The sequence below is a fragment of the Devosia subaequoris genome (genome assembly GCF_014197055.1).
GTDB lineage: Bacteria > Pseudomonadota > Alphaproteobacteria > Rhizobiales > Devosiaceae > Devosia > Devosia subaequoris.
This window is the reverse complement of record NZ_JACIEW010000003.1, coordinates 65,495-78,596: the sequence shown is the minus strand read 5'-3', so window position 1 is coordinate 78,596 and position 13,102 is coordinate 65,495. Positions and strand designations below refer to the sequence as shown.

Annotated in this window: 16 protein-coding genes; 5 read left to right on the top strand and 11 right to left on the bottom strand. The window is 62.3% G+C overall.

Going from position 1 to position 13,102, the window contains the following annotated elements; translation table 11 throughout:
• Window positions 1-188: 188 nt before the first annotated feature.
• From GGR20_RS07130 to GGR20_RS07115, 4 genes are all read right to left on the bottom strand, one after another.
• Complete coding sequence (locus GGR20_RS07130; protein ID WP_183310564.1) at window positions 189-761, bottom strand: peptidase inhibitor family I36 protein; 573 nt, start codon at window positions 759-761, stop codon at window positions 189-191.
• Between the two features lie 108 nt (window positions 762-869).
• Complete coding sequence (locus GGR20_RS07125; protein WP_183310563.1) at window positions 870-1,532, bottom strand: SH3 domain-containing protein; 663 nt, start codon at window positions 1,530-1,532, stop codon at window positions 870-872.
• Between the two features lie 191 nt (window positions 1,533-1,723).
• Window positions 1,724-2,146: an acyl-CoA thioesterase gene (locus tag GGR20_RS07120; RefSeq protein ID WP_183310562.1), complete on the bottom strand. Its 423-nt coding sequence runs from the start codon at window positions 2,144-2,146 to the stop codon at window positions 1,724-1,726.
• Between the two features lie 12 nt (window positions 2,147-2,158).
• The gene (locus GGR20_RS07115) at window positions 2,159-2,755 is read right to left on the bottom strand and encodes a thymidine kinase (protein ID WP_183310561.1); all 597 of its coding nucleotides are present in this window, start codon (window positions 2,753-2,755) and stop codon (window positions 2,159-2,161) included.
• Between the two features lie 357 nt (window positions 2,756-3,112).
• Between GGR20_RS07115 and GGR20_RS07110 the strand changes: the two genes are divergently transcribed.
• Window positions 3,113-3,502, top strand: a complete 390-nt coding sequence (locus GGR20_RS07110; protein WP_183310560.1) for a DUF2147 domain-containing protein — start codon at window positions 3,113-3,115, stop codon at window positions 3,500-3,502.
• Window positions 3,503-3,513: 11 nt separating this feature from the next.
• Complete coding sequence (locus tag GGR20_RS07105) at window positions 3,514-3,879, top strand: DUF2147 domain-containing protein (RefSeq protein WP_183310559.1); 366 nt, start codon at window positions 3,514-3,516, stop codon at window positions 3,877-3,879.
• Window positions 3,880-3,885: 6 nt separating this feature from the next.
• Here GGR20_RS07105 and GGR20_RS07100 read toward each other — a convergent pair whose 3' ends face one another.
• The 3 genes from GGR20_RS07100 to GGR20_RS07090 form a co-directional block, all read right to left on the bottom strand.
• Complete coding sequence (locus GGR20_RS07100) at window positions 3,886-4,791, bottom strand: DMT family transporter (protein ID WP_183310558.1); 906 nt, start codon at window positions 4,789-4,791, stop codon at window positions 3,886-3,888.
• 148 nt (window positions 4,792-4,939) lie between these two features.
• Window positions 4,940-6,175: an aminotransferase class V-fold PLP-dependent enzyme gene (locus tag GGR20_RS07095; RefSeq protein WP_183310557.1), complete on the bottom strand. Its 1,236-nt coding sequence runs from the start codon at window positions 6,173-6,175 to the stop codon at window positions 4,940-4,942.
• A gap of 184 nt (window positions 6,176-6,359) precedes the next feature.
• On the bottom strand, window positions 6,360-6,992 hold the full coding sequence (locus tag GGR20_RS07090) for a Spy/CpxP family protein refolding chaperone (RefSeq protein ID WP_183310556.1): 633 nt from the start codon (window positions 6,990-6,992) through the stop codon (window positions 6,360-6,362).
• Between the two features lie 127 nt (window positions 6,993-7,119).
• On the opposite strand from GGR20_RS07090, the gene GGR20_RS07085 reads away from it, so the two are divergent.
• Complete coding sequence (locus tag GGR20_RS07085; protein ID WP_183310555.1) at window positions 7,120-7,509, top strand: GNAT family N-acetyltransferase; 390 nt, start codon at window positions 7,120-7,122, stop codon at window positions 7,507-7,509.
• A 2-nt stretch (window positions 7,510-7,511) separates the two neighbouring features.
• On the opposite strand, the gene GGR20_RS07080 is transcribed toward GGR20_RS07085, so the two are convergent.
• Entirely contained in the window at window positions 7,512-7,940 is a 429-nt protein-coding gene (locus tag GGR20_RS07080; protein WP_183310554.1) for a CBS domain-containing protein, read from the bottom strand.
• A gap of 119 nt (window positions 7,941-8,059) precedes the next feature.
• Entirely contained in the window at window positions 8,060-8,365 is a 306-nt protein-coding gene (locus tag GGR20_RS07075) for a hypothetical protein (protein ID WP_183310553.1), read from the bottom strand.
• A 144-nt stretch (window positions 8,366-8,509) separates the two neighbouring features.
• On the opposite strand from GGR20_RS07075, the gene GGR20_RS07070 reads away from it, so the two are divergent.
• Together GGR20_RS07070 and GGR20_RS07065 are read left to right on the top strand one after the other, a co-directional pair.
• The gene (locus GGR20_RS07070; RefSeq protein WP_183310552.1) at window positions 8,510-8,929 is read left to right on the top strand and encodes a DUF4864 domain-containing protein; all 420 of its coding nucleotides are present in this window, start codon (window positions 8,510-8,512) and stop codon (window positions 8,927-8,929) included.
• Window positions 8,930-9,003: 74 nt separating this feature from the next.
• Window positions 9,004-10,206: a pyridoxal phosphate-dependent aminotransferase gene (locus GGR20_RS07065; RefSeq protein ID WP_183310551.1), complete on the top strand. Its 1,203-nt coding sequence runs from the start codon at window positions 9,004-9,006 to the stop codon at window positions 10,204-10,206.
• Between the two features lie 1,195 nt (window positions 10,207-11,401).
• Here the strand turns inward: GGR20_RS07065 and GGR20_RS07060 are convergent.
• Entirely contained in the window at window positions 11,402-12,118 is a 717-nt protein-coding gene (locus GGR20_RS07060; protein ID WP_183310550.1) for an HAD family hydrolase, read from the bottom strand.
• Between the two features lie 75 nt (window positions 12,119-12,193).
• Entirely contained in the window at window positions 12,194-13,087 is an 894-nt protein-coding gene (locus tag GGR20_RS07055; protein WP_183310549.1) for a LysR family transcriptional regulator, read from the bottom strand.
• Window positions 13,088-13,102: the final 15 nt, after the last annotated feature.

Below are 13,102 nucleotides of genomic sequence, written 5' to 3'. Positions count from 1 at the left end.
ACGTAACGCAGGAGTGCATCGAAGACTCTTGCGCCGTTCGCTCGCCAGTCTGCACGGATTGGCGAGCCGATCAACCTGTCACGTCGCGAACCCCTTTGCCGCGGGCAAAAGAACGGCGCGGCGGACGCTAGCGCGCCACCCAGGGAACAGTGTCGCACGGGCGTGTTGTTGCCCCAGGTGGTGTGGTGTCAGTACAGCCGGATCGAGGAGAGGTTGTCGCGCAGATATTGGTGCAGCACTGGCTGGCTGGTGGCGATGCGCTCGCAATAGGACTGGAAGAAACGGTCGCGGCAGATGGCGGCGCTGGTCGGGGTGATCACCCGGACTGAGGAGATGGTGTTGTCCCAGCCCCAGGTGGCGAGATCCTGAAAGACATCACCGGAATCGGCGCAGAAGGCGCGACCGGTGTAATGCGTGCCTTCGTAAAAGCACATCTCGCCGCCAGCCAGGTCCGGCCAATTATTGTCGGGATCGAGGATCGGCCAGTGCGGATCCTTGCCGAAGTCGATGGCGGCCTTGCCGGTCCAGCCGCGACCGCCGGGGCCATCGACATTGCACCAGAGCTTCTGGCAGCGCAGAATCTTGATGGCCTGTTCCCCGGCAATCTCGCCGGTAATGTCATAGGCAACGCCGGGGCCGGCGCGCAGGACGAGGTCCGCGCGGCTCCAGCCGTGGCTGCCGGAGGCAGAAGCGGACAGGGCGGGAAGGCTGGGCATAAGCGAGACGGCAAGGGCAAGTGCGAGGGCGAAAAGCGAGCGCATGGCAATATCCATCTATGTGTACGCCGGGAGATTAGCCTGCCGCGTCAGATGTTGCAAAGCAAAGCGCCGCCCTTTCGGGGCGGCGCAGGAAGATGTTGTCGGTTAGTATTAGCGCACGCGGACGGAGGCGATGTAGTCGTCGTAATCGCCGAGCGAAGAAGCGCCCGTCGTGTAGGTGCGGCAGGAACGGAAATTCTCCTGCGAGCAGACCTGCACGTTGAGGCCTGCGGGATTGTCGAAGGAGGAAATGCGATCGGTCCAGCCACGCAGGTCACGGATGGACTCGCCTTCTTCCAAGCAGAAGCTGTCACCGCGGAAACGGGTGCGGTCGAAGAAGCACACTTCGTCATATACGGGCTGCACGACCGGCGGGCGCGGCGGACGGGGCTGGGGATTGTTGCCATTGCCTACCCCGATGCTGATCTGCGGACCATCAGGGCCACCAATGGTGAAGCCGAAGGAAATGCCGGGATTGGACGGATTGACCGGGCGGCCGCCGGCGCTGAGATAGCTGGCCGAGACCCAGCCATCGGGGCCGGGTTTGACAACATAGCACCAGGAAGACTGGCAGCGCTGGACGTCAACCTGTTCGCCGCGACGCAGCGTGTCGACCACGGCATATCCGGTGCCGGGTCCGGAGCGTACATTGACGTTGCTGGTGGCCGTGCCGGGCGCGGCTTGCGCTGCGGGCAAGAAAACCACCACGGCAGCGGCGGCCACGGCGACGCCGGTGGCCAGATTCAGAAGATTCCTGCGGGTCTGACGATGCATGACATGCTCCCTCCGGCTCGGTCTTTCCGGTCCCGGATTTCCAGGATGACGCGTTTTGGCGACCTCGCCAATTGTTTATGACTTCAGAAACGAATTGCTGGCGCAAAGAGTTCCGGCAGAGTCGGAGAGAGTATTCAGATGGTGAATATCCCGGGGCACTGTCGGAGCGCCGGGTGACAATTGAGCAAAGTCTAGCTGAACACAGTCTGAACGGGTTGGCCGTCTTCTTGCACCGGAATTGGGCGCTTTTTGCCGGTGTCGTCGAGCGAGACATAGACGAAGCGCGCTTCGGTGACCTTGCTGCGTTCATCGAGGCGGTTGCGGCGGACCCAGGCTTCAAGGCCGACGGTAATGGAGGTGGTGCCGATACGTTCGATATCGGCATAGACGCAGAGCACGTCGCCAACCTTGACCGGGGCGATGAAGGTCATGGCTTCCACCGCCACAGTAACCACGCGACCCTTGACCTGTTCGACGGCGGCGATGGCGCCGGCAATGTCCATCTGGCTCATCACCCAGCCGCCAAAAATGTCGCCGGCCGGATTGGTGTCGGCCGGCATGGCCAGGGTGCGGATGATGAGGGCACCTGTCGGTTCGGTTGCATCGGACAGCATGGTCGGAGGCTCCTATTCTGGTCGCTTGACGGGCCAGCGGCCCACGGCTTCTTCCCAATGTTTGCGGCACAGGGACAGGTAGACGGACTTCTCGATAGACACCTGGTCGCCATCGGTGAGGACGCGCCCTGACATGTCCTGACGAACCACCATGGTGGCCTTGGCGCCGCAGGTGCAGATGGTGCGGATTTCGCGCAGCGTATCGGCGATCGCCAGCAGCTCCATTGCGCCAGGGAACAGCTTGCCCTGAAAATCGGTCCGCAGACCATAGCACATGATCGGAATATTGAGCCGGTCCGCCACGCGGGCCAGTTGCCAGACCTGCTCGCGGTTGAGGAACTGGGCTTCGTCTATGAAGACGCAATCGACCTTGGATTCCTCGTCATAGTCACGAATGGACTGGTAGAGATCATCGCCCGCAGCATAGAGATCGGCTTCCTCAGCGATGCCGATGCGGGAGGTGATCAGGCCAACCCCTTCCTCGGCATAGAGCGCGGAGGTGTAGAGCAGGGGGCGCATGCCGCGCTCACGGTAGTTATGGGCCGCCTGCAGCAGCAAGGTCGACTTGCCGGCATTCATCGCCGCATAAGAAAAATAGAGCTTGGCCATGGTCGCGCCTGAAACGGGGCTTTTGTTGTGGCGCAGGGACGAGGCCGGTGCGAGGCAAAATGCGGCGCGGTCCACAAAAAAAAGGCCGCCCTGAGGCGGCCAGGACCGATCTTGTCGGTCGGGAAGGCCGGGGGTTGGCGGTCCGGGCCCTCCGATGCCGGCGCGGCGTTGGGGACGCGGGGCCGGCAATCCTGGCCAATGGGGGGAGCCGGGACATGGGGACCCTATGGGGCCAAGATGACAGGGCCGTGACGGCGCAATCGTGTCGTTTGTTCCATTGTCACCGCCGTGCTTGTTCAGCTTCGGTTCAGGTGATGGAGGCCAGTTTTTAAAGCATTGAACTTCCAGAGGATTACCATGCCGAGATTTTCGCGTCTGCTTGCAGCCCTTGTCCTGTCCTGCGCCGCGGCTGTGCCGGCGTTTGCTTCACCCGCGGGCGTTTGGGAGCTGGAAACGCGCGACACGCGGTTCGGGCTGGATCTGTGTGGCGACGGCACGCAGCTTTGTGGCGAACTGGTCTGGTTATCGGATGCCGATTACAATGATCAGTACAAGCCCTATCTCAATAAGCCCATGGCACAGGCGCTGAAACAGACCGGTCCGGGCGAGTGGAAAGGGACGCTGCATCTTTTCGGTCACCGGATGAGCGGGACAATTACCCAGCACAGCGAGAACCACATGACGCTGTCCGGCTGCGCATTCCTAGTGGTCTGCAAGACCTATCAGATGTATCGGCACACGCCATGATGCGGGCGATCTTGGCATCTTTGTTCGCGCTGATCGCGGTGGCGCCGACCCTGGCTTCGCCGGTCGGGGTGTGGGAAATCGAGATGCGGGATTCGCGCTATGACGTGACCCTATGCGGCGACGGCACCCAGCTTTGTGCCGAGCTGATCTGGCTGGGCAATGGCGCAGACAGTGCGGAGAATCTTCCCTATCTCAACACCATGCTGATCGACCATGCGGTGCAGACCGGGCCGGGCGAGTGGAAGGGCGAGTTGCACATTTATGGGCAGAGCGCGGCCGGGACCATTACCCAGGTCAGCGAAGACCAGATCACGCTCCGGGGGTGCGTCGCCCTTGTGATCTGCAAGAGCTACCAGATGTACCGCTATGGTGAATAGGGAACCTTAGTTCACCGTTCGGGGGACATGCACCTTGCGGCGAGCCCAGAGCGGCGGGATCGCTTCGACGAGCAGGATGGCCGCAAAGATCAACGCCGCGCCGGCATAGCCGATCGGGGGCAGGCGCTCGCCCAGCACCACGGCCGCACCCAATGCTGCAAACAGGCTCTCGGCCGAGAGAATAATGGCAGCATTGGCCGAGGGCACGTGTTGCTGACCGATGGCCTGCAAGGTGAAGCCGACCGCCGTGGAGAGCACGGCGGCATAAGCGATCTCGACCCAACCGGCTGAAATGCCAGCCAGGGTGGGGGCTTCGGTGGGCAGGGCGATGGCGCTGGCGGCGATGCCGGCGAACAGGAAACTCACCGACGACACGAAGATGGGCAGGCCGGTCATCTTGGCGACATGCCCGAGCAGCAGCACATGCAACCCCCAGAAGATGGCGCTGGCGATGATGATCCAGTCGCCGGTGTTGAAGCTGTCGAGGCCACCGCCGTTCAGAAAGTAGATGCCGACAAGGGCGAGGGGGACGCCGACGAACACAATCGGATGTGGTCGGGTGCGAAACAGGATGAACCCGAGCAATGGCACGAAGAAGACATAGAGGCCGGTGAGGAAGCCGCCATTGGTGGCGGTGGTGGTGAGCAGACCAGCCTGCTGCATCCAGGAGCCGAGAAAGAACACGGTGCTCATCGCCATGATGAAGAACCAGTGGGTGCTGGTGAGCTTGACGGCCTTGCGCCGCAGCTCATGCAGGGCCAGGGGCAGGATCAGCAGTCCGCCGATAAGGAAGCGGACACCGGCAAAGGTCAGCGGCCCCATGGCGTCCATTGCCGTTTTCTGGGCGATGAAGGCAAAGCCCCAGAACATGGTGCAGAGCAGAAGCAGGAGGGAGGCGAGGGGGCGGGACATATTGTGTGTATCTCGTGGATGGATTCCCCCTCACCCGTCTCGCCCTCCGGGCGATCCACCCTCTCCCCGACGGGGAGAGGAACAAGGGGGCACAGTGCTTATACTCACCCTAGCGGGAGACGGTGGCGCGTCGCGCCGGATAAGGGGCCTATCTCAGTTCGGCATCGAGCGCGGCGATCAACTGCTGGATCTCTTCAGGTGTGGTGTAGTGCACGAAGGAGAGGCGGAGGACGCCGTGATTGTGCGGGTCGATACCGAGGGCTTCGAGAAGGCGAACCGCATAGAAATTGCCTCCCGCAGCCATGACGCCGTGGCGGGCGAGGCGCCGGGCGATGTCGATGCCCGGCTCCTTTGCCAGCACGGCAATGGTGGGGGCGCGGGTTGCGGGGTCGGCAGGGCCGATGAGGCGGAGGTCGTTGCGGCTGCGCAGATAGTCGAGCAGGGGCGCGGCCAGCGTCACCTCTTGAGCGCGCATGGCGGCATGGGCACGGCGGTATGGATCGGCGCCCTCGACCGATGCGGGGGCCAGCGCCGCGACCTGATCGAGATAGTCCACAATGCCGGCGGTGGCGGCGATCTGGGCGTGGTCGGGGCCGGCCGGGGTCAGGCGGTAGCGCAGCTTGGCATCATTGAAAAAATGCCCCTGATTGGGGAGGGCACGGGCAAGGTCGGGCCGGATGGCCATGACGCCCTGATGCGGGCCATAGGTCTTGTAGGCGGAAAAGAAATAGATATCGGCGCCAAGGGCGGCGAGATCGGGCAGACCGTGGGGGGCGTAGCTGACGCCGTCAATGGCGAGCACGGCGCCGACCGCATGGGCGCGGGCGGCGATCTCGGCCACCGGGTTGATATCACCAACGATGTTGGAACAATGCGGCGCGGCGACCAGCTTGACCTTCTCGTCGAGCAGGGTGTCGAGGCTATCGAGCGAAAGGCGGGCGGTTTCGAGATCGACCTGCCATTCACGCACTTCGATGCCGCGCTCAGCCAGGCGGCGCCAATTGCCGGTATTGGCCTCGTGGTCCTGATTGGTGACGATGATGACGTCGCCGGGCTTGAGCCAGTCGGCGAAGGCCTTGCCCAGTACATAGGTGTTGGCGGAGCTTGAGGGGCCGATATGGATCCAGTCGGTGGCCACGTTGAGCGCCTGGGCAAGGCGTTCATAGGCGCGGTCCATGGCCTGTCCCGCGGCCTCGGAGGCGGCATAGACACCATAGGGCTGCACCTTGGTGGCGCGATAATAATGATCGAGAATGTCGAGCGTCGCCTGGGCCGTGTAGGAGCCCCCCGCGTTTTCGAAGAAAGCCTGACCATTGAGGCTCGGTTCGGCAAAGGCCGGGAACAGGGCGCGGATGCGCGCCGGATCGAGGGGAAGAGTGGTCATGGATTGCCCGCAACAGATTACGGTCTCACTGGTAATCGAGCCGAGGACAAAAGCAAACCCCGGCTGTTGAGAGCCGGGGTTCGGCGGCGCCTGCAATGGCTTGGGGCCTGCAGGAGCCGCTGGGCCGACCTGCCGACGAAGGAGCGCGGCAGATCGGGTCTGGAGGTTCGGCGCCGGGCCGACCTTAGCGGTTGCCCGGACCCATGGGGCGCTGGCCACCATGATGACCATCGCGATGGCCGCCCTTGTGGCCCTGCTTGCCCATATGGTTCTGGCGGTCGCCGCGTTCGGGAACGAGGTCTGCCTTCTGCTCGTCGGTCAGGCTGTCGAAGAAAGCGGTAAAGGCTGGCTGAACGGCTTCGAGTGCGTCGAGCCGGGCTGATTCAAAGGCGATGCGGTTGTCGAAACGCTCAGAAATGTCCGGGCGTTCAGAGGATTCCCCTTCAGCCGGCGGGGTCGGGCGCAAGCCGTCGGTTGCGGCCTCGAAAGCGGCGGCAGCGGCCAGAGCGTCGGTCTTGAGCGCTTCGAGCAAAACGGTCTGCTCATCGGTCATTTCGACAGCATGGCTGAGGCGCACAATGGCGATCTCGATGGCCACGGCGCCGCGCTCGATGTTGAGCAAGCCACCGGCTCCGCCGCCATGGCGCATGCCCGGGCCCTTGCGGAAGCCGCGTTCGTCACCGGAAGCGGGGTCGGCAGGCTGGGATTGGGTGGTCGCAGGGGCGGTGGTTTCCTGAGCCGCGACGGGGGCAATAGCGCCCAGGCCGATGGCGGTGGTCATCAGGGCCACGATGGCGGTGGTGGAAATCGTCTTCATGGTGGTTCATCCTTTGCATGGGACATCGCCGGTAACCGGCACAGGTGAGACCATAGGACGGGCCAACTCTTGGCGACCTTGCGGATGGATGAAGAGTTGGAGAGGTTGGTAAGGTGAAGGGCCCTTCTTGATCGCGTATGTCGTTAATCCGTTTCCGGAGGCGGGGGTGCTGGATGATTTCTGGCGCCGGGCCTGGGGCGGGCCGCCGCTAGACAATTATGACCAAGTGCTCAAGCGGAGCCTGGCCCATCTAGGGGCGATGGATGGGGGCCGGCTGATCGGTTTCGTCAACATCGCCTGGGATGGCGGGGTGCACGCCTTCATTCTCGATACGGCGGTCGATGTCGCCTACCGCCGGCGCGGCATTGCGAGCGAATTGGTGCGGCGCGGCGCTGAACTGGCGCGGGGGCAGCAAATGCAATGGCTGCATGTCGATTTCGAGCCGCATCTGGAAGGGTTTTACCGCGCATGCGGCTTCGGGCCGACAGCGGCGGGATTGATGCGGCTGTCGCCTTGAGATCAGCTGGCGATGTATTCGCGCAGGACTTCGGCCTCGTGCTCGACTTCGGCGATCTTGAGCTTGACCACGTCGCCGATGGAGATAATCCCGACCAGCTTGCCGTCTTCGGCAATTGGCATGTGACGGATGCGCCGCCTGGTCATGGATTCCATGACATCGTCGATGGTGGTGGTGCGCTCGGCGGTGACGACGCCGGTGGTCATGCAATCGGCGATAGAAAGGGCCAGGGCGCCGGTGGGGTTCTTGCCAAGCTGGCGCACGATGTCGCGCTCGGAGAGTATGCCGACGATCTGCTGGTTGTCATCGGTGATGACGACGGCGCCTATGTTGTGGGTGTTGAGCAGGGTGACGGCGTCGGTCAACGTGCCGGTTTTGGGCAGGGTATGAACCACGACGCCCTTGGTCTGCAGGATGGTATCGACATGCATAGGGTCAGTCCTCCTGTAAGAGGACTTGAGTTTGAACCTGCCTCGGGCGCTCGGCAATAGGCGAAAAGTCAAAAAAATGGCCGGCGCAGGGCCGGCCAGTGTCGTCAGGGGGAACAATATCAGGGGTTCGGTGCACCTTCGCCCGGCGTCGACCAGTCCGGCCGGCGTCTGATGCGGGCGGGGGCTTGAGCGGGCAGGGGCGCGCGCCAGGCAAAGCGCGCAACCTCGAAAAGCAGGGCCAGAACCAAAAGCGTGAGCGGCACCATAAACACCGCAATCTGGGTATCAGGCTGGGCGGCGAAACTGGCGGCCCGGGCGGGGGTGACACCCATTATCAGTACCGCAGCGCTCAGCGCGGAGCCAATGGCGCCGAAAACGGCCAGGAACCTGAAACTTTTGCGCCTGGGCGACGTAGATTTATGCATGGGATCGACGTCTCTTCCTCGCTTCCGATGCTGAGAGAAAAGCAGCGAAAAGCGGTTCGACTATGAACCAATGGGGGTCGGCTCGGGACCATTTGAGGGCAGAACTGTGGCGGGTTGGGCCTGCCCGAAAACGGGAGATAGACCATGCGTATTCTCTGGGTTCTTGTCTTGAGCATCCTGCTTATGGTTCCGGCGTCTGCGCAGGAGGCGGTGGAACAACCATGGCGCGCCAGCGTGACCGGTCAGATCGAGGCGCTGCGCAGTGCTGACGGCGAAACGGCGCTGTCGTTTGCCGGTGCCGCCTTCAGGGCCAGCTACCAAAGCAATCCGCAGCGGTTCGCCCACGATGTGGCGCGATCGGGCTATGGGCCGATCGGTCAATCGCGCTCGCACAGCTTCGGGGCCTTCCGTGAGCTTTCTTCGGGCGTGGTGCTGCAGGAGGTGGAGTTCATCGACACGGATGGCCGGGTCTGGGAGGCGGTTTATCAGCTTGCCGATGAGCGCGACGAGGGCTGGCGCGTGCAGGGCGTGGTGCTGCGCAGCACGCCGGGGATCGGTATTTAGCCAAACTGCGGGCCGGGGCTTTTCGTGCCTCCGGGCTTGCACTAAACCCGTTGCCGTCCAGCAAGGAGGCGATGATGGGTTTTTTGTCCGAGGCATTGGGGCGCGTGGCGCCGTCGGCAACGGTGGCGATCAGCCAGAAAGCCCGCGTCATGGCTGCCGAGGGCAAGGACATTATTGCGCTCTCGGCCGGTGAGCCGGATTTCAACACGCCCGAGCACGTGCGCGATGCGGCCAAGCGCGCCATGGATGAGGGCAAGACGCGCTATACCAATGTGGATGGCATTGCCGAGCTCAAGGAAGCGGTGGCGGCCAAGTTCCGGCGCGACAACGGGCTTGAGGTTACGGCGGCGGATTGTTTCGTCGGGTCGGGCGGCAAGCAGATCATTTTCAATGCGCTGTTGGCGACACTCAATCCGGGCGACGAGGTGGTTGTGCCCGTGCCCTATTGGGTGAGCTACCCCGAAATCGTGCGGCTATGCGGGGCGGAGCCGGTGTTCGCGGTCGCCGATGCTTCGAGCGGATTCAAGCTGACTCCGGAGGCGCTGGAAGCGGCCATTTCGGAACAGACCAAGTGGCTGATCCTCAACACACCTTCAAACCCGACCGGCGCGGCCTATTCGGCCGAAGAGTTGAAGGGGCTGGCGGCGGTACTGATGCGGCATCCGCACGTCCACATCCTTACCGACGATATCTATGAAGTGCTGGTCTATGACGGCAAGCGGTTTGCGACCATCGCCCAGGTAGAACCGGAATTGCAGGCCAGGACCCTAACGATGAACGGGGTCAGTAAGTCGCACGCCATGACCGGCTGGCGCATCGGCTATTGCACGGGGCCCAAGCCTTTGCTGGCGGCGATGACCAAGCTGCAGAGCCAGTCGACCACCAATGCCAGCTCGATTTCGCAATGGGCGGCAGTAGAAGCGCTGAATGGACCGCAGGGATTTCTTGCCGAGTGGCGCGATGTGTTCCAGGCGCGGCGCGACATGGTGGTGGCGGGCCTAAACGCAAATACCGGGCTCGACTGCCTGGTGCCGGAAGGCGCTTTTTATGTATTTCCCTCGTGCCAGCGTTTACTAGGCAAGACCAGCGCCGGCGGCACTAAGCTTGGGACCGACGAGGACTTCGTCATGGCGCTCTTGGAGGAAACAGGCGTGGCGCTGGTGCATGGCGCGGCATTCGGCCTGTCCGGGCATTTTCGCCTGAGTTATGCGGCCAGCAATGCGGAACTGGAAGAGGCGGTGAAGCGCATCCAGCAATTCTGCGCCGGGATCAGATAGTCGAGCAGTCCGGCTGGACCCTGAAAGGCGAAAAGGCCCCGCCCGAGGGGATGGGCGGGGCCGTTCGGTCTTTGGCCGGAGCCGCTGACCTTGGAGGAGGCCGGGTCACCACGAACCCTGCCGTTGAACGCAATATCGGATATCGGCGCCTGCGGCACAAACGCACAATCGGAAATGCTGCCATGCAGATTCGTGTGGAATCGAGATGACGACCAGATAGGGCAGACGCAAAAAAAGAGGCTCCAACCGAAGTTGGAGCCTGATGATAGGGCCGAAGCCAAATCGCAAGTGATGGTCCTGTGCAAGGGAGGAGGATTTGCACCAGACCGGTGGATCGTCGCCGCGGGAGGAGGATGCGGTTTCGATCCGATGTCGCAAGAAGCGGGTCCGAGGGAGGAGGATACGGAGCGGCTTCACCAGCGACAGGACCAATATAGGTTTTGACCTTTTGGTCAGCAATGCATTTGGCGTCATAACTGCCATGCATTAGGCACAGCGACATTCTGTCCATTAAACAGGCAACTCGACAGGCTGGTGACAGGTTCCGTCCAGGGACCAAAAAAAGGCCCCATCCGAAGATGGGGCCTGATGATAGGGCCGAAGCCAAATCGAAAGTGGGGCAGAGAGCAAGGGAGGAGGAGTATGCCGCTCTGCCATGAACCTCGGATCAAGGGAGGAGGAAATGATCCTAAGTTCGGTATCGCGATGCGGGGTCCGAAGGGAGGAGGAGATCGGAGCGCGCCTCAGCGATGGGTGCTATATGAACTCTACTGATCTGATAGACAATCCCGAAACCGACATGTCAGCCATGCGTTTTTGCGAGGGATGGCTGTGCGTTCGGAAAAAAGAAAGGCCCCGCTCGAGGGGAGAGCAGGGCCCTAAGGAGGACAGGTCAGGAACCTGTCAGGAGGGAACGCAGCGGGCGCAAGGGAGGGAGGAGAAACACCCGCTGTGATGGGTGGGCATATAGGGGTGCCGCTGGGTCGCGCCAATCCACTAACGGTTATGCCAGCTATGCAAAACTTGCATGGAGATGGAAAAAAGCTAATAAAATCAATGGCAGGGGGCGAGGGTGCGGCGGCCTGTCGCGGCGATACAAGCCGCTTTTCGGCTGAAATTCAGGCGCGATGCCAGAGATTGGAGCAGGCGTTGAGCGTTTTTTAAGCGTGGAAACGGTTCAGCGCGGTGCGATTCCTCACCGGCCCATATGGTCGGATACGAACTGGTCGATGACCTGCTGCAGTTCGCCCAGATGTGCGATGCGCGCGTAGCGGGGTTCGGTGACCGGTTCTTCGGCGTGCTCATAGGACCAGGTCAGGTCATGCGGCACATAGGCGGCGAAGGCGCCGGCGGCCAGAGCGGGCAGTATATCGGATTTGAGCGAGTTGCCGGCCATGATGGTGTGTTCGGCGCCCTCGGTGTGGCGCTCGAAAATGCGGCGATAGACCGCTTCGGTCTTGTCGGAAACCACTTCGACGGCTGCGAAATATTCGGCCAAACCGGAGGCGGCCAGCTTGCGTTCCTGATCGAGCAGGTCGCCCTTGGTGATCAGGATCAGGCGATAATTTTGTTGCAGGTGCTCAAGGGCGGCATCGACATAGGGCAGGGTTTCGAGCGGATAATCGAGAAGTTCGCGACCGGCGGCGAGAATTTCAGCAATGACGGTGCCGGGAACCCGATGCTCGGTGATCTCCAGCGCCGTTTCGAGCATGGAGAGCGTAAAGCTCTTGGCGCCGAAGCCGTAGAATTGGAGATTGCGGGCGGTTGCCGAGATGAGGCGCTCGGTCAGATCCGGAGCGTCGCTGTAGTCGCGGAGCAGATCGGCGAAGCGCTGTTCGGTCAGGCGAAAGAACTGCTCGTTCTGCCAGAGCGTGTCATCAGCATCGAGGGCGATGGTGGTGATGCGGGGCATTTCCCAACTTCCGGTCGGCATTTGGTTGTTTCGCTACCGGAGCCGCCCATCTGCTTCGGCGGCATGGCCGCGAAGCTAGAACGACCACTCCCGAGCTTTGGAGACCAGGAAGTCGCGGAAGACACCGACGCGCTTGGAGTTCTTCAGCGCCGGCGGATAGACGAAATAGGCCTCATAGGCCGGCAATTCGATCTCGGGCAGGATCTGGACCAGGCCGTCTTCCTTTTCCGTTACATAATCGGGCAGCATGGCGATGCCAATGCCGGCGCGGCAGGCCTGCATCATGCCGTAGATGGCATTGACGCGCAGCGCGGCGCGGCGCGGGCTGGAATCGGCGCGGCCCATGCGTTCGAGATAGTTGATGTCGCCCAGATAGGAGGGGACCGGCTCGCCGAAGCTGATAATCCGGTGGTCGTCCAGATCCTCAGGCTTATGCGGCATGCCGTGTTCGTCGATATAGGTATTGGCGGCGTAGAAGTGGTTGTGCACCGTGAACAGCTTGCGCTGGATCATTTCGGACTGATTGGGGCGGTGCAGACGGATGGCCACGTCGGCCTCACGCATGGCGAGGTCGAGTTCGGCGTCGTTAAGGCGGATTTCGAGCTGGATGAGCGGATAGAGCTTGAGGAATTCGTCTAGCCGCGAGGAGAGCCAGGTGGAGCCGATACCCACGGTGGTGGTGACAATCAGTGGTCCGGTAGGGACGTCCTGACTTTCGGACATCTGCGTCTCGACCTGCTGCAGCTCCCAATGCATGCGGTGGGCGGTGCGGAAGAGTTGTTCGCCCACTTCGGTGAGCACCAGGCCGCGCGCATGGCGAATGAAGAGCTTGAGGCCCAGATCGTCTTCAAGCGCGGAAATCTGCCGGCTGACCGCCGACTGGCTCATGCCCAGCTTTTCCGCCGCGTGGGTGAAACTGCCCGACTCGGCGGCGGTGTGGAAAATCCGTAGCTTGTCCCAGTCGAGCATGTTTGTGACGCTTTC